The sequence below is a fragment of the Flavobacterium difficile genome (assembly GCF_011392115.1).
GTDB lineage: Bacteria > Bacteroidota > Bacteroidia > Flavobacteriales > Flavobacteriaceae > Flavobacterium > Flavobacterium difficile.
Window position 1 is genome coordinate 1 of record NZ_JAAJBT010000004.1, and the last position, 22,538, is coordinate 22,538.

18 protein-coding genes, 2 tRNA genes and 1 pseudogene are annotated in these 22,538 nt (G+C 30.5%); 17 read left to right on the top strand and 4 right to left on the bottom strand.

Annotated features, from left to right (window positions below):
* Positions 1 to 65: 65 nt before the first annotated feature.
* From G4D72_RS07580 to G4D72_RS07590, 3 genes are all read right to left on the bottom strand, one after another.
* Positions 66 to 134 (bottom strand) — tRNA-Cys (locus G4D72_RS07580).
* A gap of 51 nt (positions 135 to 185) precedes the next feature.
* Positions 186 to 263: transfer RNA gene (locus tag G4D72_RS07585), tRNA-Val, on the bottom strand.
* A gap of 78 nt (positions 264 to 341) precedes the next feature.
* Positions 342 to 728: a DUF4258 domain-containing protein gene (locus G4D72_RS07590; protein ID WP_166077060.1), complete on the bottom strand. Its 387-nt coding sequence runs from the start codon at positions 726 to 728 to the stop codon at positions 342 to 344.
* 195 nt (positions 729 to 923) lie between these two features.
* Here G4D72_RS07590 and G4D72_RS07595 point away from each other — a divergent pair, with 195 nt between their 5' ends.
* The 17 genes and pseudogenes from G4D72_RS07595 to G4D72_RS07675 all read left to right on the top strand — a co-directional run bounded on the left by G4D72_RS07595 (position 924) and on the right by G4D72_RS07675 (position 19,608).
* Positions 924 to 2,900, top strand: a complete 1,977-nt coding sequence (locus tag G4D72_RS07595) for an alpha-ketoacid dehydrogenase subunit alpha/beta (protein ID WP_166077061.1) — start codon at positions 924 to 926, stop codon at positions 2,898 to 2,900.
* A gap of 168 nt (positions 2,901 to 3,068) precedes the next feature.
* Positions 3,069 to 3,488: an IS1 family transposase gene (locus tag G4D72_RS07600; RefSeq protein WP_166077063.1), complete on the top strand. Its 420-nt coding sequence runs from the start codon at positions 3,069 to 3,071 to the stop codon at positions 3,486 to 3,488.
* Between the two features lie 95 nt (positions 3,489 to 3,583).
* Positions 3,584 to 4,960 (top strand): porin, encoded by a 1,377-nt coding sequence (locus tag G4D72_RS07605; protein ID WP_166077064.1) that lies wholly within the window; start codon positions 3,584 to 3,586, stop codon positions 4,958 to 4,960.
* Positions 4,961 to 4,977: 17 nt separating this feature from the next.
* Complete coding sequence (locus tag G4D72_RS07610) at positions 4,978 to 6,516, top strand: MFS transporter (protein WP_166077065.1); 1,539 nt, start codon at positions 4,978 to 4,980, stop codon at positions 6,514 to 6,516.
* Between the two features lie 11 nt (positions 6,517 to 6,527).
* Positions 6,528 to 6,743 (top strand): DUF6814 family protein, encoded by a 216-nt coding sequence (locus G4D72_RS07615; RefSeq protein ID WP_166077066.1) that lies wholly within the window; start codon positions 6,528 to 6,530, stop codon positions 6,741 to 6,743.
* Positions 6,744 to 7,090: 347 nt separating this feature from the next.
* Positions 7,091 to 9,787: an ATP-binding protein gene (locus G4D72_RS07620; protein WP_166077067.1), complete on the top strand. Its 2,697-nt coding sequence runs from the start codon at positions 7,091 to 7,093 to the stop codon at positions 9,785 to 9,787.
* Between the two features lie 2 nt (positions 9,788 to 9,789).
* Positions 9,790 to 10,152, top strand: coding sequence for a response regulator transcription factor (locus G4D72_RS07625; protein WP_166077068.1), 363 nt, complete (start codon positions 9,790 to 9,792; stop codon positions 10,150 to 10,152).
* A 123-nt stretch (positions 10,153 to 10,275) separates the two neighbouring features.
* A pseudogene (locus tag G4D72_RS07630) lies at positions 10,276 to 12,180 on the top strand (acetate--CoA ligase); the annotation flags it as partial.
* 90 nt (positions 12,181 to 12,270) lie between these two features.
* Positions 12,271 to 14,178: an acetate--CoA ligase gene (acs, locus tag G4D72_RS07635; RefSeq protein ID WP_166077070.1), complete on the top strand. Its 1,908-nt coding sequence runs from the start codon at positions 12,271 to 12,273 to the stop codon at positions 14,176 to 14,178.
* An 82-nt stretch (positions 14,179 to 14,260) separates the two neighbouring features.
* Positions 14,261 to 14,902 (top strand): matrixin family metalloprotease, encoded by a 642-nt coding sequence (locus G4D72_RS07640; RefSeq protein WP_166077071.1) that lies wholly within the window; start codon positions 14,261 to 14,263, stop codon positions 14,900 to 14,902.
* Between the two features lie 78 nt (positions 14,903 to 14,980).
* Positions 14,981 to 15,469, top strand: coding sequence for a DinB family protein (locus G4D72_RS07645; protein ID WP_166077072.1), 489 nt, complete (start codon positions 14,981 to 14,983; stop codon positions 15,467 to 15,469).
* Positions 15,457 to 16,158, top strand: a complete 702-nt coding sequence (locus tag G4D72_RS07650; RefSeq protein ID WP_166077073.1) for an NRDE family protein — start codon at positions 15,457 to 15,459, stop codon at positions 16,156 to 16,158. Before G4D72_RS07645 ends, G4D72_RS07650 begins: the two co-directional genes overlap by 13 nt.
* Positions 16,159 to 17,193: an ATP-grasp domain-containing protein gene (locus tag G4D72_RS07655; RefSeq protein WP_166077074.1), complete on the top strand. Its 1,035-nt coding sequence runs from the start codon at positions 16,159 to 16,161 to the stop codon at positions 17,191 to 17,193.
* Positions 17,194 to 17,195: 2 nt separating this feature from the next.
* Positions 17,196 to 17,837, top strand: coding sequence for a hypothetical protein (locus G4D72_RS07660; protein WP_166077075.1), 642 nt, complete (start codon positions 17,196 to 17,198; stop codon positions 17,835 to 17,837).
* 73 nt (positions 17,838 to 17,910) lie between these two features.
* A complete protein-coding gene (locus tag G4D72_RS07665; RefSeq protein ID WP_166077076.1) occupies positions 17,911 to 18,321 on the top strand; it encodes a DM13 domain-containing protein in 411 nt (136 codons plus the stop codon).
* Between the two features lie 5 nt (positions 18,322 to 18,326).
* Positions 18,327 to 19,223, top strand: a complete 897-nt coding sequence (locus G4D72_RS07670) for a hypothetical protein (RefSeq protein ID WP_166077077.1) — start codon at positions 18,327 to 18,329, stop codon at positions 19,221 to 19,223.
* Between the two features lie 7 nt (positions 19,224 to 19,230).
* Positions 19,231 to 19,608, top strand: coding sequence for a DoxX family membrane protein (locus tag G4D72_RS07675; protein WP_166077078.1), 378 nt, complete (start codon positions 19,231 to 19,233; stop codon positions 19,606 to 19,608).
* A 168-nt stretch (positions 19,609 to 19,776) separates the two neighbouring features.
* Here G4D72_RS07675 and G4D72_RS07680 read toward each other — a convergent pair whose 3' ends face one another.
* Positions 19,777 to 22,074 carry a hybrid sensor histidine kinase/response regulator gene (locus tag G4D72_RS07680; RefSeq protein WP_166077079.1) on the bottom strand — a complete coding sequence of 766 codons (2,298 nt, stop codon included), beginning with the start codon at positions 22,072 to 22,074 and terminating at the stop codon, positions 19,777 to 19,779.
* Positions 22,075 to 22,538 lie beyond the last annotated feature (464 nt).

Here is a 22,538-nt window from a genome sequence, read left to right on the forward strand (position 1 = left end):
CATAAAAAAAACTCCTTAATTTCTTAAGGAGTTTGATATTGGTGGGCGATAGCTAGTCCCGATTCCTCGGAAAGGGGTTCGAACCCCCGACCCTCCCGATTGCATCGGGATGCTTTGAACCAGCTAAGCAAATCTTTTAAAATTAGGCAAAAAAAAACTCCTTAATTTCTTAAGGAGTTTCATATTGGTGGGCGATGAGGGGTTCGAACCCCCGACCCCCTCGGTGTAAACGAGGTGCTCTGAACCAGCTGAGCTAATCGCCCCAATAAATGCGCTACTTCCGTATTGCGAGTGCAAATATACACTCAATTTTTATATTTCCAAGTAAAAATAAAAAATAATTAATTAAATTTTATTTCCTCTAAAATTACTTGGTTGGTTTCGTTAATTATTGTCATTGTAACTTTTTTGTTATCAGATAATTGAGATTCAATAACGTATTTTTTGCCGTTTTTATAAGGAATGTTACTTTTTTCAAAATCTACATCTCCATTAGAAAGTGCAATGTCAATTTCTTTCATTGTTGTCGTTTTTTTGGCAAAAATACTATCCACATTAGCTGAAGTTTTGAAAGGTTTACTTCTAATATCCTTAATTACTCTGCAATTTGGAAAATAACAAAAGGTTACGCCTTTAGAGGTTGCTTTTGCAGATAAAAATTCACCAACAAAATAAAATCCTATCAATAATCCAAATAAATAAAAAGCTAACCTGTATCGTAATGACATATTGTAATAAATTAATTTTGGCAAAGATAAAAAAAGTTATAGGTTGGAAGTTAGAACTTTGCTTTTTTTTCTCTTTTTTAATGTATAAACATTAATGCTAAAATAAATTCATTTTTTTTGAAAAATAAAATCTTAACATAATTCTTTTAAAATGTTATTTTTACTACTTTTGAGCAAAATTTTACACCAGCAATTATGATTTTTGAAAGACAGAATTTAACCAACGAGGAATTAATTTATTTATATAAAAAATTAGTAAAACCAAGACTTATTGAAGAAAAAATGCTTATCCTTTTGCGTCAAGGAAAAGTTTCAAAATGGTTTTCAGGTATAGGTCAAGAAGCAATTTCTGTTGGAATAACATGTGCTTTGGATAAAGACGAATACATTTTACCTATGCACCGTAATTTGGGTGTATTTACTTCTCGTGAAATTCCCTTAAATCGATTATTTTCTCAATGGCAAGGTAAAGCAACTGGTTTTACAAAAGGTCGCGATAGAAGTTTTCACTTTGGCACACAAGAATATAAAATTATTGGTATGATTTCGCACTTGGGACCCCAATTAGGTGTCGCTGATGGAATCGCATTAGCTAATAAATTAAAACAAAACGGAAAAATAACTGCTGTTTTTACGGGTGAAGGCGCAACTTCCGAAGGAGATTTTCACGAAGCGTTAAATATTGCTTCTGTATGGGATTTACCGGTTTTATTTGTAATTGAAAACAATGGTTACGGACTCTCAACTCCAACAAACGAACAATATCGTTGTGAAAATTTAGCAGATAAAGGTGTAGGTTACGGAATGGAAAGTCATATTATCGATGGAAATAATATTTTGGAAGTTTATACCAAAATTACGGCATTAAAAGCTTCGATGGTAGCAAATCCACGTCCTGTATTATTAGAATTTAAAACATTCAGAATGCGTGGACATGAAGAGGCGAGTGGTACAAAGTATGTTCCTCAAGAATTAATGGACATGTGGGCTGAAAAAGACCCTATTGAAAATTTCAGAAAATATTTAAAACTTACAGATGTATTATCTGAAGAAGTAGACGAACAAATTCGTACAGAAATTAAAGCAGAAATCGACGAACATTGGGCAATAACTCAAGCTGCTCCAGAAGTAGTTGCAGATTTAGCTGAGGAATTGAATGATGTTTACATGCCTTATCAATATGAAGAATTTAAACCTTCTGATACTAAAGAAAATATCAGAGTGGTTGATGCCATTTCTCAAGCTTTAAAACAATCTATGGAACGTCATGATAACTTGGTTATTATGGGGCAAGATATCGCAGAATATGGAGGAGCATTTAAAATTACAGAAGGTTTCGTAGATGCTTTTGGAAAAGAAAGAGTAAGAAATACGCCAATTTGCGAAAGTGCAGTAGTTTCAACAGGCATGGGATTGTCAATAAACGGACATAAAGCTATTGTTGAAATGCAATTTGCTGATTTCGTTTCAACGGGTTTCAATCCAATTGTGAATTTATTAGCCAAACAACATTACCGTTGGAATGAAAAAGCTGATGTCGTAGTACGTATGCCATGTGGTGGTGGAACGCAAGCAGGACCTTTTCACTCTCAAACAAATGAAGCTTGGTTTACCAAAACACCAGGTTTAAAAGTGGTTTATCCTGCTTTTCCTTATGATGTAAAAGGTTTGTTAAATACCGCGATTAATGATCCTAATCCAGTTATGTTTTTCGAACATAAACAATTGTATAGAAGCGTGTATCAAGATGTACCAACGGATTATTACACTATTCCTTTTGGAAAAGCCTCTTTGATAAAAGAAGGAAATGATGTAACTATTATTTCTTTCGGAGCTGGAGTACATTGGGCTCTGGAAACATTAGCCAAGAATTCTGAAATCTCAGCTGATTTATTAGATTTAAGAACCTTACAACCATTAGATACTGAATCAATTTTTGCCTCAGTTCAAAAAACTGGGAAATGTATCATTCTACAAGAAGATACTTTATTTGGTGGTGTGGCGAGTGATATTTCAGCATTAATTATGGAAAATTGTTTTCAATACTTAGACGCTCCTGTAAAAAGAGTAGGTAGTTTAGAATCACCAATTCCGTTTGTAAAAGCTATTGAAGATCAATATTTACCAAAAGCTCGTTTTGAAACTGCATTAAAAGAGCTAATGGAATATTAGTCTACAACGAATGATAAATTTCTAAAAGCGCACTGGTTGCGCTTTTTTTATGCTTTATATAAATAAACTTCAGTATTTTTACGAGTTATTAAAAAAAATATTTAAATTTTTATGAATTCTATTTTTATTATTTTGCTAAATTAGTATATTTATGCAAAATTTATATATATGGAAATTTTAGCCTGTCCAAAATGTCAAAATAATCAGATTGTAAAGAGTGGAATTGTCAAAAACAGACAAAGATATTTATGTAAATCTTGTAATTATTTCTTCAGTGTCAATAAACTAGGAAAAAAAATAGACGATTATTATGTAACAAAAGCACTTCAATTATACTTGGAAGGACTTAGTTTTAGAGAGATTGAACGAATAATTGGGGTGTCTCACGTTTCCATTAGCAATTGGGTAAAAGAATTTAAAATAAAAAAACCTGAAAATTCTAATTATCATCCGACATATAAAATTTTTAATCATCTCGAATTGGTAGAATTTCTTAAAAATAAAGATATTTTATCAGGAGCAGGAATGATCATCACTGAATTAGGAGATAAATTTATGTTAATAAAATGGGAACGTTTTAAAGATTAACTATACTACTTTACAAATATATATATCAAAATTTTTTTCACTTATTTTTTTTTAGAATTTGGCTGCACTAATCAAATACTAAAAACAAATTTATTATGAGAAAAATAGTAAGTATTACTGCTTTCTTCTTTTCAGTTTTGTCCTTTTCACAAGGCTCTTTAGATTATGGAGGCGGAATGAAATTTAATTTAAATCCAGAAGGTACAAAGTACATGAGATTTATCACTTGGAACCAAGTCTGGCTTCGTTCAACAGAATTAAATCCTGGGACAGTTATTGGAGAAGAATCCTTATCAAGATTTGAAGATGCTGGTTTACGACGTTTGCGTGTTTTAGCGTATGCACAAATTACACCACGTTACATGATTGTTACACACATTGGTATTAATAACCAAACTTTTATTAATGGTGGTGCTTCAGGAGCTGCAGGAACTGGCGGTTATGGTGCAGGGAAAAAACCAGGTCTATTTTTTCATGATGCTTGGAATGAATATGCTTTAGTTTTACCTAAAGATTCAAAATCTTTTAGTTTATCTGTAGGAGGTGGATTGCATTATTACATGGGTTTATCAAGAATGACAATGTCTTCTACTTTAAATTACATGACAGTTGATGCACCTATTTTCAATTGGCCACTAATTGAAAATTCTGATCAATTCGCCAGACAAATCGGAATTTTTGCCAAAGGTAAATATGATAAAATCGAATACCGTTTTAGTTTAAACAAGCCTTTTTCAACCAATCAAGTTCCAGTGGATGTCACAAACCCTGATTTGGCAAGAGCTGTAGATAATAATAATGTTTCGCAATGGTCTAAAGCAGGGTATGTTGAATATCAGTTTTTAGATAAAGAATCAAATTTTCTTCCCTATAAAGTAGGAAGTTACTTAGGCACGAAAAAAATGTTCAATTTAGGTGCTGGTTTTTATAATGCTCCAAAATCAACTTTAACCTCAGTTAATGGTGTGAAAGAAGAACATGGAATTAATTTATTTGCTGCAGATGCATTTTTAGACATGCCAATCGGCGCTAAAGAAAAGAAAATGGCGGTAACCGCATATAGTGTTTACTATAATTATGATTTTGGTCCGAATTATTTAAGAAATTTAGGAATTATGAATGAAGGAATTCCAGATCCTACTTTTACAGGTACAACAGCTTTGGCTGGTGCTGGAAATTTACAACCTATGATCGGTACAGGATCTATTTGGTATACACAAGCTGGCGTACTTTTACCAAACAAAAACGAAAAGCCTAAATTAAGAATTCAACCTTTCACAGCTTATACTTACAAAAATTTTGAAGCACTTAAAAAAGCTAGTAATCAATTTGATATCGGTGCGAATTTCTTCTTAGATGGTCATCATGCAAAAATTACAACGCAATATTCTACACGTCCTAATTACAGTGCTGTAGATAGAATTGAAAATAGCAAAGGAGAATTTATTTTACAATTACAAATCTATTTATAATCAACAAATTAATAATTATGAGCGATAAAAAAACAACTGGAATTTGGAAAGTAATTTCCGCTTCCTCAATGGGAACGATGATTGAATGGTATGATTTCTATATTTTTGGAAGTTTAGCGGTAGTATTATCTACAAAATTCTTTCCGTCTGATAATCCAACGGCTGCATTCTTATCTACTTTAGCCACTTTTGCTGCTGGTTTCGTAGTACGTCCGTTCGGAGCTTTATTCTTCGGAAGATTAGGCGATTTAATCGGAAGAAAGTATACATTCATGGTTACGTTAATGTTAATGGGTGGTGCTACATTTGTAATTGGGTGTATTCCAAGTTTTGAAACTATTGGTTATGCAGCACCAATATTAGTCTTAATTTTAAGATTATTACAAGGTTTGGCCTTGGGAGGAGAATATGGTGGAGCAGCGACTTATGTAGCAGAACATGCACCAGCCGGTGAAAAAGGGTATTGGACATCTTGGATTCAAACAACAGCTACTGTTGGTCTATTCATTTCATTAATGGTAATTCTAATTACAAAAAGTGCACTTTCTAAAGAAGCATTTGACGATTGGGGTTGGAGAGTACCGTTTTGGGTTTCCATTTTAATGGTATTCGTATCGTATTTAATTCGTAAAAACATGCACGAATCGCCAGCTTTTGCTAAAACTAAAGCGGAAGGAAAAACATCAACTAATCCTTTAAAAGAAAGTTTCGGAAACAAATACAACTTAAAATTTGTACTTCTGGCTTTATTCGGAGCTACAATGGGGCAAGGTGTGGTTTGGTATACGGGTCAATTTTATGCAATGAATTTCTTAAAAACAGTTCAGTGTATCGACTCGTCTCAAGTAGATATGTTATTAGGAATCGCATTAATTTTAGGAACGCCATTTTTCGTGTTTTTCGGTTGGTTGAGTGATAAAGTAGGTCGAAAATACATCATGATGGGTGGAATGTTAATTGCGATTTTGTTATACAGACCAATTTATAAGCAAATGTATGAAACCACAGATTTAACTCTAAAATCTGAAATTGTAGCCAATACAAAAGTAGTTCCATCGATGAAAGAAGTTGATGCTACTAAAATGGATTCAATTTATACTACAACTAAAATGTATACAGATGGAACTGCGGTAGAAGAAATTCAAACGAAACATTTCGAAGCAGGAAAATTAATGGTGGATGAAAAAGGTAAAGAGAAAATTGAAACTAAAATTACCAAAACAATCAATAGTAGCGATAAATGGATGCTGGTTTTCTTAGTATTTATTCAAGTAATATTTGTTACGATGGTATACGGACCAATTGCTGCTTTCCTTGTTGAAATGTTCCCAGTGAAAATTCGTTATACTTCGATGTCGTTACCTTATCATGTTGGAAATGGAATTTTCGGTGGCTTGCTACCAGCTATTTCTACGTATTTCGTAACTTCCGCAAAAGATGGTGGTAATCCTGAATTTTATTTAGAAGGGTTATGGTATCCAATTGGAATTGCAGCAGTTTGTTTCGTTATTGGAATGATTTACATTGATAGAAAAATTAATACACTTCACGACTAAAATTTAAAAGTATGAACGCAATAAAAAAATATTTAGGTATCGTTTGGATGGCTTTAGCCGCAGCAGTTGCCTATTATAGTTATGAAATTTTCGGTGGAAAATTCGCAACAGGAAAACAAGATGATTTGGTTTTTGCAATTATTATCTTCTTTGTTTTATTACCCTTAATTGTTTCCGGATTAGCTATTTTCGGATGGTATTCTTTTAAAAATGAATATGACGATTAGTTAAGTTAATTTATTTTGTTAGAAAAAAGCTCTTATTTATGATAAGGGCTTTTATCAATTTAAAATGGTTGCATTTTAAAAACTTTCTGTAAATTAGTAAAATAATTTTTAATCTAAAAAAACAATAACTTCTTGCCCGAGCGGTTTTCTGGCTAAACCTATGAAAAAAAGACACCAACAAAAATTAGTAATTATTTCAATAGTAGTTCTTATCTGCTTAAATATGCCGATTGTATTGCTTTTTGATTCTTCTAAAAATATTTTTGGCTTTCCTAGTAGTTATGTTTTTATTTTTTCCACTTGGCTGGCTTCTATTTTAGTTTCTTTATATATCATGATTCGATACCATGAATAGCATTATCCTATTAATCATCTTGACTATTTATTTAGCTATTCTATTCTACATCGCACATTGGGCAGAAAAAAATGGAAATAGCAAATGGACGAATAATCCTTACGTTTATACTTTATCTTTAGCGGTTTATTGTACAGCATGGACGTATTATGGAAGTATTGGTGTAGCTGCCGACAGTGGATTAACTTATCTACCCGTGTATTTAGGTCCAATTATTATTGCACCATCATGGATTTTAATCTTAAAGAAAATCATACGAATTTCTCGCGTAAATAAAATTTCAAGTATTGCCGATTTTATTTCACTTCGTTATGGAAACAGCCGTTTTTTAGGCGCTATTGTAACCGTTATTTGTTTAACTGGAATTATTCCGTACATTTCCTTACAGCTGAAAGCCATTGCAGAAACGTTTCACATCGTAACAAAAACTTCAATGACTTCCTTAATTTTCGATGATACTACAACTTATGTCGCAATTGCACTTGCTTTATTCGCTTCTTATTACGGAACTCGCTACGTAGATGCCTCCGAAAAAAGAAAAGGAATTGTTACTGCAGTGGCTATGGAAAGTGTTTTAAAATTGGTCTTCTTTGTACTTATTGGAGTTTACGTTACTTTTTTTGTTTTTGATGGTTTCGATGATATTTATCAAAAAGCTAGTGTATTAGAAAATTTTAAAGAAAAAAATACGATTGGTGGATTGCCTCAAGCTATTAATTGGTTTCTTCTTTGCATACTTTCCATGTTTGCTATTTTTTTATTACCACGTCAATTTCAAGTTTCTGTAATTGAGAATAATCGCGAAAAACACATTAATACTGCTGTTTGGTTGTTTCCACTTTATCTATTGTTATTTAATATTTTCGTGTATCCAATTGCTTGGGGCGGAAATATTTTGTTCGACGGTCAGGAAATCAATTCCGATGCGTACTCATTGTTAATTCCACAATTATTCAATAACAAAATTTTGACGGTTTTGGTTTTTTTGGGTGGATTTTCAGCAGCTATTTCAATGATTGTGGTTTCATCTATCGGATTATCCACCATGGTAACCAACAATATTTTAATTCCCTATAACTTACTTGGAAAACTAAAAAGTGCCGATACCATTAGCAGTAAAAGTATCTTAAATAGTAGAAAAATAGGGATTTTCTTGCTTATTATCCTTTCCTATTTTATATACAGATATTTCGGATTAGATTATAATTTAGTTTCCATTGGTATGATTGCTTTTGTTGTAATTTCGCAATTAGCACCCGCATTTTTTGGAGCTTTATTTTGGAGACGTGGTTCTCGATTAGGAGCTATTTATAGTATATTAATGGGATTCATAGTATGTTTATTCACATTACTAATTCCTTACAGTGTCGGAATTACGAACAGTGAAAGCACTTTTGTGTCTAACGGTTATTTTAATATTGAATTACTTAAACCGTTTCAATTATTTGGTTTAGATTATTTAGATCCGATTCCACATGCTTTATTTTGGAGTTTATTATTCAATTCGGTGATTTATTTTTCGGTTTCTGTAAGTTTTAAAGGAAATTATCGAGAAAGAAATTATGCTGAAATGTTTGTAGATATTAACAAATACATCACGAATCATGAAAATGCATTCATCTGGAAAGGAACCGCTTATAGAAATGATATTGAAAAAGTGTTAACTCGATTTTTGGGAGAAGAAAGAACCAAACGTGCCATGAATATTTTCAATGTGAAATATAACGTAGATAAAGATATAGAATTAGCAGATGCGCGTTTGATTAAGTTTTCTGAAAATTTATTAACCGGACATATCGGTACGGCATCGGCTAGAATTTTAATTTCTAGTGTAGTAAAAGAAGAGAAAATTACCTTGCCAGAAGTTTTAAAAATATTAGAAGAATCAAAAGAAAATATCATCATTAATAAAAAATTAACGGAAACTTCCAACGAACTAAAAGTCATCACAGCCAAATTACAAGAAGCGAATACCTCATTAATGGTTAAAGATCAACAAAAAGATGAATTCTTAGATACTGTAACACATGAACTTCGAACTCCAATTACAGCTATTCGAGCAGCTAGTGAAATTTTACACGATGATGACGAAATTCCAGAAGAATTAAAAAAACAATTTTTGCAAAATATCATTTCAGAATCAGATCGATTGAATCGTTTAATTGATAAAATTCTCGATTTAGAAAAATTTGAAACCGGTAAACAAACCATTCATCCTACACCACATAATTTGGTTGAAACAATTGAGAAATCTATTGAGCCTTTACAGCAATTGATTAAAAACAAGAACATTACCATTCATATTGAAAGTAAGTCAAAGGTAAATGCCTTCTACGATGAAGACAGAATTGTGCAAGTTGTGACCAATTTATTATCTAACGCAATTAAGTTTTGTCCGGAAACAGATGGATTAATTACGATACAAATTAAGGAAAAGAATAATTTTATTCATACTTTCGTACAAGACAATGGTAAAGGAATACATTCAGAAGATTTTGAAGTTATTTTTGATAAATTTTATCAATCCACTAATCAAAACATAAAAAAACCAGTTGGAAGTGGTTTAGGATTAGCGATTTGTAAGCAAATCATGGAATACCATAAAGGTAAAATATGGGCTGAACCTTCTGTAAAAGGTGCTTGTATTGTTTTTACTTTACCAAAAAATAAGAATACAGAAAGCAGTTAATTATGAAGAAAATTTTAATAGTAGACGATGAACCTAATATTGTTATGTCTTTAGAATATACGTTCAAAAAAAATAATTTTGAAGTATTTATCGCTCGCGATGGTCAGGAAGCTTTAGACATAGTCAAATCAAATTTTCCAGATGTAATCATTTTGGATGTCATGATGCCAATGGTAGATGGTTATGCTACTTTAGAACAAATCCGAAAGGATACCAATTTGGCTCATACTAAAGTGATTTTCCTTTCAGCAAAAAACAAAGCAAGCGATATAGAAAAAGGTATGACCTTAGGTGCAGATGCTTATTTGACAAAACCTTTTTCCATTAAAAAAGTAGTAGATCAAGTTTTAGAGTTACTAAATTAATATGCAATCCGAACTAGTTTAGGATTTTTTTGTCTCATTTCTATATATACTTATTTAGCAAGATTATTTCTTTCGGCTTGATAATATTCGTTACATTTACGTTGTAAATTTAAAAATAAAGCAAAAGAAATAATGAATTATAAAGAAATATATAATAAAAGTATAGAAAATCCAGAAGATTTTTGGAAAGAACAAGCGAATCAACTGGAATGGTACAAAAATCCTTCAATAATCTTATCAAAAGATGAAAAGGAGTATCCACTTTGGTTTGCAGATGGAGAAATAAATGCTTGTTATTTAGCACTTGACAAACATATTCAAGACGGTTTTGGAGAAAATATTGCTATAATTTATGACTCACCAGTTACACAAACTGTAAAAAAGTTTACTTATAACGAAGTCAAAACTGAAGTTGCTAAACTTGCTGGAGGGTTATTGTCATTAGGTTTGAAAAAAGGAAATACTGCAGTTATATACATGCCAATGATTCCACAAGCTGCATTCGCTATGTTAGCTTGCGCTAGAATAGGTGTAACGCATTCAGTTGTTTTTGGTGGTTTTGCACCTCATGAATTAGCCATAAGAATTGACGATTGTAAACCCAAAGTGATACTTACAGCTTCTTCTGGAATAGAAGTAGACCGATTAATTGCGTACAAACCTTTAGTAGACGAAGCCATCGAATTGGCCGAACACAAACCAAAAAAAGTGGTGGTTTTAAATCGAAAATTAGGTGCAAGAATTCCATTTAAAAAGTATGATGTAGATTATGATGCGTTAGTTTATGGTTCAGAAGAAACACCTTGTGTGCCAGTTGAAGCTTCTCATCCTTTATACGTTTTATATACTTCAGGCACAACAGGAAAACCAAAAGGAATTGTCAGAGATACAGGTGGTTATGCCACAGCACTTAACTATTCAATGCAATATATTTACGGTGTGAAACCTGATGAAATTTTCTGGGCTGCATCCGATGTAGGTTGGGTGGTTGGACATAGTTTTATCGTTTACGGACCTTTAATAAACAGAAATACAACCATTCTTTTTGAAGGTAAACCGATAAAAACGCCAGATGCAAGTACGTTTTGGCGTGTAATTGCAGAACATAAAGTAAATGTCATGTTTACAGCTCCAACAGCCATTCGAGCTATTAAAAAAGAAGATCCAAATGGAGAATTCATCAAACAATACGATTTATCGAGTTTAAGAACACAATTTCTAGCTGGAGAACGTTGTGATATCGCTACTTTAGAATGGTACCAACAACATATTCCAATTCCTGCAATTGATCACTGGTGGCAAACAGAATCCGGATGGCCTATGATTGCAAATATGATGGGAGTCGAGTTTTTACCTATAAAACCAGGTTCAGCTGGAAAAGCTGTGACTGGATATAACATTCAAATTTTCAATGAAAAGGGTGAAGAACTCGGTCCGAATGAAGAAGGATATGTAGTAATTAAATTACCATTACCACCCGGAACGATGTTAGATTTATGGAAAGATAATGCACGTTTTAAGTCTGGTTATTTGAATAAATTTCCAGGGTATTATTTTTCTGGCGATGGCGGTTTTAAAGACCAAGACGATTATATTTTTATAACAGGTAGAGTAGATGATGTAATAAATGTAGCCGGACATCGACTATCAACTGCAGAAATGGAAGAAATTGTTTCTTCTCATCATGCTGTGGCTGAATGTGCAGTAATTGGTATCAATGATGAATTAAAAGGTCAAATTCCGTTAGCTTTAGTAGTTACCAAATCTGGAGAAAACATGGAGCATTTTCAATTGCAACAGGAAGTTGTGCAATTAGTGCGTCAACAGATTGGAGCAGTTGCTTCCTTACGTGATGTAATTACAGTTCAAAGATTACCCAAAACACGTTCTGGAAAAATTTTAAGAAAATTAATGCGAAGTATTGTTGATGGTGAAAACTTCCAAATACCCTCAACCATTGATGATGAAGAGATTGTAAATGAATTAATTACTAATTTTTCTACAACAAAAATTGGTTCTTTTAAATAAAAAATTTAACTATACTTATTTAGCAAGAAAAATCAACAACGAATAAATAGAATACTTATATTTACACTATTAAACAGAAACAGTACTATAATGAGTTATTATAAAATCAAAGATTTAGAAAATTACTTCAAAATGTATAAAAAATCAGTTCGTGAACCCCGAAAATTTTGGGATCGCATTGCTGATGAAAATTTTACTTGGTACCAAAAATGGGATAAAGTTTTTGAAGTAGATATGCAAGAAGCCAATTTTAAATGGTTTTTAAACGCAAAAGTAAACATCACGAAAAATTGTATTGACAGGCATTTAGCAAAACGTGGGGATAAAACGGCAATCATTTTTGAACCGAATGATCCAAATGAAGACGCAGTACATATTTCATATAACGAATTATATGTAAGAATTGCCAAAATGGCTAATGTACTTCGCGAACAAGGCATAAAGAAAGGAGATAGAGTTTGTATTTATTTACCAATGATTCCAGAATTAGCTGTTGCAGTTTTAGCTTGTGCGAGAATTGGTGCCATTCATTCTGTAGTTTTTGCTGGATTTTCTGCTTCCGCTGTAGCAGCAAGAATTAACGATTCAGAATGTAAAATGGTCATTACTTCAGATGGTGGTTTCAGAGGAAACAAATCTGTTGATTTAAAAGGAATTGTTGATGAAGCTTTAGAAAAATGTCCATGTGTGGAAAAAGTTTTAGTGGCTAAAAGAACTAATACTGAAGTCAGGATGAAAGAAGGACGCGACATTTGGTTGCAACCGCTTTTAGATGAAGCTATTGGAAATAATGTAGCTGAAATTATGGATGCTGAAGATCCTTTATTTATATTGTATACTTCCGGTTCAACAGGAAAACCGAAAGGAATGTTGCATACCACTGCAGGATACATGGTGTACACAGCTTACACGTTCAAAAATGTTTTCAATTATGAGGAAAATGATGTGTATTGGTGTACCGCAGATATTGGCTGGATAACCGGTCATTCTTATATTTTATACGGACCACTTTTAAATGGTGCTACAACCGTTATATTTGAAGGTGTGCCATCGTACCCAGATTTTAGTCGTTTTTGGGAAGTTATCGAAAAACATAAAGTGAATCAGTTTTATACAGCTCCAACGGCAATTCGTGCTTTGGCGAAAGAAAGTTTAGACTACGTACAACGTTTTCCATTAAGTTCTTTAAAAGTAATCGGATCAGTTGGTGAACCAATTAATGAAGAGGCTTGGCATTGGTATAACGATCACGTAGGAGGAAAGCGTTGTCCACTTGTAGATACGTGGTGGCAAACAGAAACTGGTGGAATTATGATTTCTCCAATTCCTTTTGTAACTCCAACCAAACCGACTTACGCGTCTTTACCTTTACCAGGAATTCAACCGGTTTTAATGGATGAATTACGAAATGAAATTGAAGGCAATCAAGTAACGGGTTCGTTATGTATTAAGTTCCCATGGCCGTCAATGGCTAGAACCATTTGGGGCGATCATCAAAGATATAAGGAAACTTATTTTACAGCTTTTCCAGGAAAATACTTCACAGGTGATGGTGCTTTACGAGATGAAGTAGGTTATTACAGAATTACTGGTCGTGTCGATGATGTAATTATAGTTTCCGGACACAATTTAGGAACAGCACCTATTGAAGATGCTATCAATGAACATCAAGCTGTAGCGGAAAGTGCTATTGTTGGTTTTCCCCACGATATCAAAGGAAATGCTTTATATGGTTTCGTAATTTTAAAAGAAAGAGGCGAAGGAAGAGATAAAGATAACTTATCAAAAGAAATTAATCAATTGATTTCAGATCAAGTTGGACCAATTGCGAAATTAGATAAAATTCAATTCGTATCTGGCTTACCTAAAACCCGTTCTGGAAAAATTATGCGCCGCATCTTAAGAAAAATTGCTGAAGGTGATTTCTCTAATTTCGGAGATATTTCAACTTTATTAAATCCAGAAATTGTAGAAGAAATTAAAAACGGTAAATTATAAAGAATTAATTTGTTCAAATATATAATTTAATTATTAAAAGAGGTATAGTTTTTGTACCTCTTTTTTTATTAAAATTATCAAAATGAAAAAATATATTGTAGGTTTGATTTTGTTAGCAATTTCTTGTACAAAAGAAAATAAACAAACCATAAAATCAGATGAAAGGATTGTTGGAATTCAACCTTATGAAAAATTTTCTAATGAAGATGCAAAAATAATTTCCTTTGTAATCGATAGTTTTTACGGTTTAAAGACTAAAATTTTACCTAATAAACCCTTACCGAAAACTGCTTATACAACTCTCAAATCTCCTAGATATCGTGCAGATAGTATTATAAAAATTCAAAACCAAAATATCCCAAAAGACGTATATTATGTTTTAGGATTAACAAATGAAGACATATCAGTAACAAAAAACGATAAAAATGGTCAAATTTTAGAACCAAAATGGAAATATTGCGATTTTGGCATAATGGGATTAGCCTATAGACCTGGAAAAAGTGCAATAGTTTCTAATTTTAGAATCAAAAGTAAAAGTCATAATACAGAAATGACAAGGTTACGAAAAGTAGCTGTACATGAATTTGGTCATAATTTAGGATTGCCTCATTGTCCTGATAAAAGTTGCGTAATGACAAGTGCAGCAGAAAAATTAACAACAATTGATAACGAAAAACTAGCTTTATGTAAAAGTTGCCAAAAAATAATTAACTATAAAATGTAAAAAAGCGTAATTTTTACATTTTAGTTACACTTAAATAATTATTTTTGCAAATAGCTAAAGCCTAACAAACTATTTAATATGAATTTTACATCGGTAAAACAGACTCTTTTCGAATTACAACATTTATTAAATCAGATTTCTGAAGATGATTATTCAAAACCTATTGAATATTTAAGTAATGCTTCTATTGGCGAACATACTCGACATATTATAGAGTTGTTCCAATGTGCAATCAATTCTTATGAAATAGGAGAAGTAAACTACGACAAAAGAAACAGAAATCTTTTAATACAAACTAGTCCATCTTTTGCTATTGAAAAAATAGATGAGATTTGTGCTACTATTGAAAAAGAAAATAAAGATTTAGTATTAGAAAGTGTTTTCTACGATGAAGTTTCAAGAATTCAAACGAATTATTTTAGAGAAGTAATATATAATTTAGAACATTGTATTCATCATCAAGCATTAATAAAAGTTGCTGTTTTTCAATTTGAATATTTAGTGATAAATGAGAATTTTGGTGTAGCTCCTTCAACAATTGTTTTCAGAAATCAATGTGCACAGTAAGTTTTGTTTATGCTAACGATTCATTTTTATTGACTTCAAATAGAGATGAAAAAATTACTCGGCCGTCAGCAATAGCTCCTAAAATTTATCAAACGGCAAACAAAAAAATAATCTATCCAAAAGATGCTAAAGCTGGTGGTACTTGGTTTGTTGTGGATGAATTTGGTAATGCAATCATTTTGCTTAATGGCGGAAAAACCAAACACATTCCTAAAGATAAATACCGTTTAAGTCGTGGTGTAATTGTTTTAGAATTAATGGCTTCCAATGCCATAGTATCTAGATGGAAAGACATAGATTTAACAGATATTGAGCCTTTTACTTTATTGGTTTTAGAAAACAAACACCCTTTTCAATTGCAATGGAGTGGTGAAGAAAAATCTACAGAAGAATTAGAAATCAATCAAACTTATATTTGGTCATCTTCAACTTTATATACGCCTGAAATTCAGCAACAACGTGCCGATTGGTTTCAAAAATACATGAATGAAAACCAAGAGATTACTGCAGATAAAATGAAATTTTTTCATAAAAATACCGAACCAAAAGATGAAAAAAATGGTTTAATTATTAATAGAGATAATCTTTACAAAACCTTAAGTGTTACGCAAACTGTTATTTCAGAAAATGCCATTTTGGTCAATCATTCAGATTTAATTCAGAATGAAGAACATACTATTTCTTTTTAAATGAAATTATTTATACACAAAGTTCTTAACTGGGAATATTGGCCTTTCGGATTAGTTTATTTTCCGATTTTTTTTCTTTGGATCTATTATTCAATACAGGCTAAAACGATTTTTTTCTTCAATTCTGCCAATCCAAAAATTAAGAATGGTGGATTTATGAATGAAAGTAAAATTGAAATTTACGACTTAATTCCACAACAATATTATCCAAAAACATTATTTGTAAAGGCAAATACAAGTGTTACAGAAGTTTTAAAACAATTAGAAATTGCTCAACAAAATTTTCCTTTAATTTTAAAACCTGACATGGGTTTAAGAGGCAATGGTGTAAAAAAAGTTGCGAATTTAGAGGAATTAAAAGACTATCACGCGAAAGCCGATTTCGATTTTTTAATTCAAGATGTGATTCCTTTTGAAAATGAAGTGGGTATTTTTTATGTAAAATTACCGAATGAAGCCAAAGGGAAAATTACAGGAATTGTTTCTAAAGAATATTTAATTGTAGAAGGCGATGGAAGCAGTACGATTGAAGAATTAATTAAAAAAACACCTCGATTTGAATTACAGTTAAAATCCTTACAAAAAGAATATAAAGACAAGTTACTTAAAGTTTTACTTAAAGGAGAAAAAATCAATTTAGTTCCTTATGGAAACCATGCTCGAGGCGCAAAATTCATAGATTCTAGTCATTTAATTAGTCCAAAATTAACGGATGTCATTGAAACTATTAGCAAAGATATTTCAGAATTTTACTTTGGACGTTTTGATATTATGTTCAATACTTTTGAAGAATTGGAAAATGGTCAAAATTTTTCTATAGTAGAATTAAACGGAAGTGCCAGTGAACCTACACATATTTATGATCCCAAACATTCTATCTTTTTTGCCTGGAAAGAGTTAGCACGACATATTACTTATATGTACAAAATTGGAAAATACAATAACGATAGAGGTTTCAAATTCTTAAGTTATAAAGAAGGAATGAAAGAATATAAAGCACATAACGAGTGTTTAAACAAAATCGTTTCTATTTAATTTTGGATATTTTAAAAAACATATTAGTTGGCTTTGCTGTAAGTTTTATTGGTTCTATTCCTTTGGGTTACTTAAACCTGATTGGTTATCAGATTTATTCGACTACTAATTTTAACCAATTAAATTTATATTTATGTGGCGTATTAATTGTTGAAGCCGTTGTAATTTATACTACTTTAAAACTTTCTTCAAAATTGGCTCTAAATCTAAAATGGAAAAATTATATTTCTTTTTTTTCTTTTCTATTTTTGCTCGGAATCGCCATTTTAACTTATAATTCATCATCAAGCGAAACCAATTCCTTAGATAAATACAACACGTATTTAAGTCACTCTGCTTTTATTTCTGGTTTACTTTTAAGTTTAATTAACATTGCTCAAGTTCCGTTTTGGATGAGTTGGAATTTATATTTGACCAATGAAAAATATATAATTTCTATTGGTATCAAAGGTTTAATTTATGTTTTAGGAACAATTATTGGAACCTATTTCGGAATGGTGGCAATTATTTTTTCGATTGAAGCAGCAAAAGATAAAAATTATATTTCTCCTACATTTTTCTCAAAATATATTTGGTTGATTTTCTTTGCTTTAGCAATTTTTCAATTGTTTCAAATAATAAGAAGTAATCAAAAATCAAAATAACTTCTTTTGTAAGCTAACTGACATTCTTTGAAAAAGTTATTTTCTAATTTTGGTTAATCTTAAAATTGAAATTATGAAAAAGTTAGTTTATTTTTCGCTACTCTTGTTTAGTTTTCTTTCTTGTGAAAAGGAAGGTGAATTTACCAAAACAACCACTCAAACCATTGATTTAAGTTCGGCCGTTTTATTAAAAACGGGTGTATTTACCACTACATCTGGAATTTCAGGTTCTGGAAGTGTTAAAATTTATGATGACAATACACAACGAAAATTGGTTTTAGAAAATTATACTATCGAAAATGGTCCAGATTTAAAAGTATACTTATCTACAACGGATGCACCAACAACTTTTGTGAATTTAGGAAATCTTAATCCATCAACCATTTATAACATTCCAAGTTCAGTAGATTTGAATGTGTATAAATACGTTTTAATTCATTGTCAACAATACAACCATTTATTTGCTATTGCACTTCCAAACTAAAGTATATGAAAAAAATAGTTTTAAGTTTTACGTTACTAATCACATCTTACAGTTTTAGTCAAGGTTGTAGTGATGCCGGAATTTGTTCGGTTGGAAATGGATTTTCTAACCCAATAGACAGTTTAAAAAATCAACTTGAAATAGGTAATGTTTTTGGAAAAGGAGTAGAGGATGTCGTTTACATTTCGCCATATATTTCTTATACACGAGTTTTTACTAATCATTTTTCTTTAACTACTAAAGTTACTTTTTCTCAAGCTTCTGGAAGTTTTGGTACAAGAGGCAATATTGGTGATGCTTTTCTAATAGGAAATTATAAATTTACCGAGAAAAACAACAAACAATGGAGTGCGCTTTTAGGTATTAAAATTCCGTTTACAGGAAGTAATGATAAAATTAATAATTTCTCAATTCCGTTAGATTATCAGTCAAGTTTAGGAACTTATGATTTGTTTTTGGGAGCCGATTTTAAATATAAAAAATGGAATTTCAATTCGGCAATTCAAATTCCGGTTATCAATGCCAATGGAAATTCATATTTTGATGAATTTTCTGCTTCCAACGATTTTCCAACCACCAATTTATTTGAAAGAAAATCGGATGCCTTATTCAGAAGTATGTATACATTTCAATCAAAAAGCAAAAAGTTTACGTATAAACCCAATTTATTGTTCATTTACCATCTAGGCAATGATACTTTTGAAGATACATTTGGAGTTAGAAAAGAAATTCCAAATTCTGAAGGATTAACTATTAATGCCAATTATATCACGAATTATAAATTCAACGACAAGAACAGTATTGAAGTTTCATTAGCATTTCCAATTCTTTACAGAGCAATTCGTCCTGATGGTTTAACTCGTTCTTTAACTTTAGGAATTAATTATAGATATAATTTTTAATTTTTTGATGAAAAACTATTTTCTCTTAGTTGTAAAGTGGATTATAGCAATTATTTTACTTCAAACTTTGTATTTTAAATTTTCTGGAAGTCCAGAATCAGTTTATATTTTTAAAAAATTAGGCGTTGAACCATATGGTAGAATTGGTTCTGGTATTATAGAATTAGCAGCTTCTATTTTACTTTTTATAAATAAAACAAAATTTTTTGGAGCTATTATTAGCGCTTCAACTATGTTAGGTGCTATTTGTACTCATATTTTTATTATTGGAATAGAAGTCATGAACGATAATGGTACTTTATTCATTCTTGCACTTATAACTTTTATCTTAAGTTTATTTTTAATTTATACCTATGGGTTGATAGAAAAACACATTGAGGATTAACTAAAATAATATTATAGCATACATTTTAAATTATTATTTTTTACTTGTTAATTGAAAATTATCATAAATAGGCTTAAATACGATGCAAATTCAACTAGTTTTTTGTTTTAATATGGATTAAAATTATATTTTTAAATAATTTAGTTATCACAAACAAGCTTTTTAAGACTAAACTGTGCTTGTTTTGGTTAGTTCCATTATTTTAATTAATAAATCATCCTTCTTTACAGGTTTTGTCATGTAGAAATTCATACCCAATTCTATAGTTTTTTTTCTTGCTGTATCAGTTGTGTCAGCTGTTATTGCAATAATTGGTGTTGCTTTTTTATCAACTCCACAAGTCCCATTTCTGATGGCTTTTGTTGCTTCGTATCCATCCATAACTGGCATTTGTAAATCCATCAATATAATATCAAATTTCATTTCTTTGAGAATTTCTAGCGCTTCATGTCCATTATTGGCAATTTTTAATTTTATATTTTCATAGCTTTTAAAAAACATTTTTAAAACCATTTGATTCATAACATTGTCTTCAACAATTAAAATGGATTTTTTTAAAAAACTAAAATTTGATAAAGAAAATGGAGAGATGTTCTTCTTTTTCGAAATGGGTAATTGTATTGTGATACTAAATTTACTTCCTTTTTTAACTTCAGTTTGTATAGAAATGGAACCGTTATATTTTTGAACAATTTTTTGAACAATATATAACCCTAATCCCAAACCTCCATATCGTCTTTTATCAGTGGCATGTTCTTGACTAAACGATTCAAAAATTGTGTCATAATTTTTTTTGTCCATTCCGATGCCAGTATCAGATACAATTATTTTTATAGTAGCTTTATTTTTAATTTGTTCTACGAGTTTTAACTGAAAATTTATTTCGCCATAGTTAGTAAATTTTAAAGCGTTTAAAAGTAAATTATTAAATACTTGCTCAATTCTATTAGCATCTGCTAGAACTAATTCTGGAATTTTCTGATCAAAATGATATAAAAATTTTAACCCTTTTTCGGAAGATTTTAAAGTATAATATTTGGCAATTGTATCAGAAATATTTTTTATGTTTATACTGGTAGTGTCAAAATCGAATTCATTATTATCAATTTTTGAAAAATCTAAGATGTCGTTAATAGAACAGAGTAAGTTTTGTGAAGATAGCTTGATTACATCACATTTTTCTTGTATTTCCTGTGGATTGTTTTCATGTGGAATCATCTCTGTAACATTCATAATCGTATTTAGAGGCGTGCGTAATTCATGACTAATATTAGACAAAAAGTGCGACTTTAATCGACTAATTTCTTCAGATTTTAGCAAAGCAATTTTTTGGGATTTAATTGTTTCGTCTTTCAAATCTCCAATTAATTTAGCCATAGTTAAAGAATAGAAAATTGTTTCTAAACAAGTTCCAAATTTAGACCCATTTTCAGTAATAAAATTACAAGGTAAAATACCAAAGTTTTTTAAAATAAAAATGACAAAACCAGCTATTAAAAATAAAATTCCAATTGTAAAAAAAGGGAATACAACTTTTGTGGTTAAATAAATTTCAATTAAAGCACATAAGATTAAAAAGAAAAATAATAGTCCTAAAGAATTAATTAATGGATATCCAAAACTATTTACTGAAGGATTATGTAATAAAAATGAAAAAAAAGCAATAATTAAAATGAAATACATTATCCCAAAATAACTGGCAATTTTACTTTTAACTTTTTTAATACTGATATATTTTTCAAAATATTTTCCTAGAAAAAAAAGAGTCAACACAGCGAAAACTAACACCGAATTTTTAGAAATCCAATTGGCATTAGGAAAAATGAATTCATAAAAATAGCCATCTAATGAAAATTGTAATAAACCAACAGCTATAACATACAAACTGTAATAAAAAAACACACTTTCTTTTGTAGTGTAATAAAAAAAGAAATAAAGAACACTAGTTATGGCTAAAATTCCATAAAATAACCCGAAAATAATTTGTTCAATAGAATAGTTTTGTATGAAGTTTATATTAGATCTTAGTTGAAGTGGAATGTTTATTACTTCACCGTCACTTTTAAAGTGTAGGTAATAATCAAATTTAGCATGGGGTGGTAAATGTATATCGAAAAGAATCTTTCTATTCTGAATACTACGTTCAGAAAAAGGTATGGCGTCACCACTTTTTTGGTAATAATAAATTTTATCTTTATTTAAGGTATAAAATTCTGCAAAATCGAGTATTGGTCGGGCAGTTTCTAAAAAATAATTTTGAACGTGATTTGTAGGATTTTCTAAGGTAAACTTAACCCAAAAATGATTAGTGGTAAAACCTAAATCTTGACTTTCATTTGTAAGTTCTTTAAAGCTTGAGTTGGGTAGTCGACTTACTTGAAATACACTTAAATTTGAGTCGGAAGCGTTGTGAATTTTCGCAATTGTATGAAGTGATTTTTTTTGTAGCGGTTCATTAATTTTCAATATAGTATTACTATGACACACAATAGAAAATAAACAAAATTTTAACGCTTTAAACCACATAAATATATAAATTTTTGTAATATTAGGGTAATATTATTGTAAAAACATTATAAAATTACAAATAATATAATTGATGCGCAATGTATTTTATAATAATTTCAGTAAAATTAATTTGAAATAAAACTCTTTAAGTTGTATGAATTGATTTCAAAAGGATTCTTAATCACTTAAAAAAGACAATTTGAATTTGGTATGGTATTGAAATAGAAGTAATTTTTAATAAAATCAATATTTAATTTTACATTGAAACATTTCATCAGTTATACTTTTGTAAAATAAAATCATACGTATAACTTCCTAGCGGCAATAGGTTACCAGTTATTCTTTTTCTGTTTAAATCAATGGAATAGTAGGTGCAAACGATATAGCACTTTAATCATCAAAGATTTGGAATTTAATCTTAG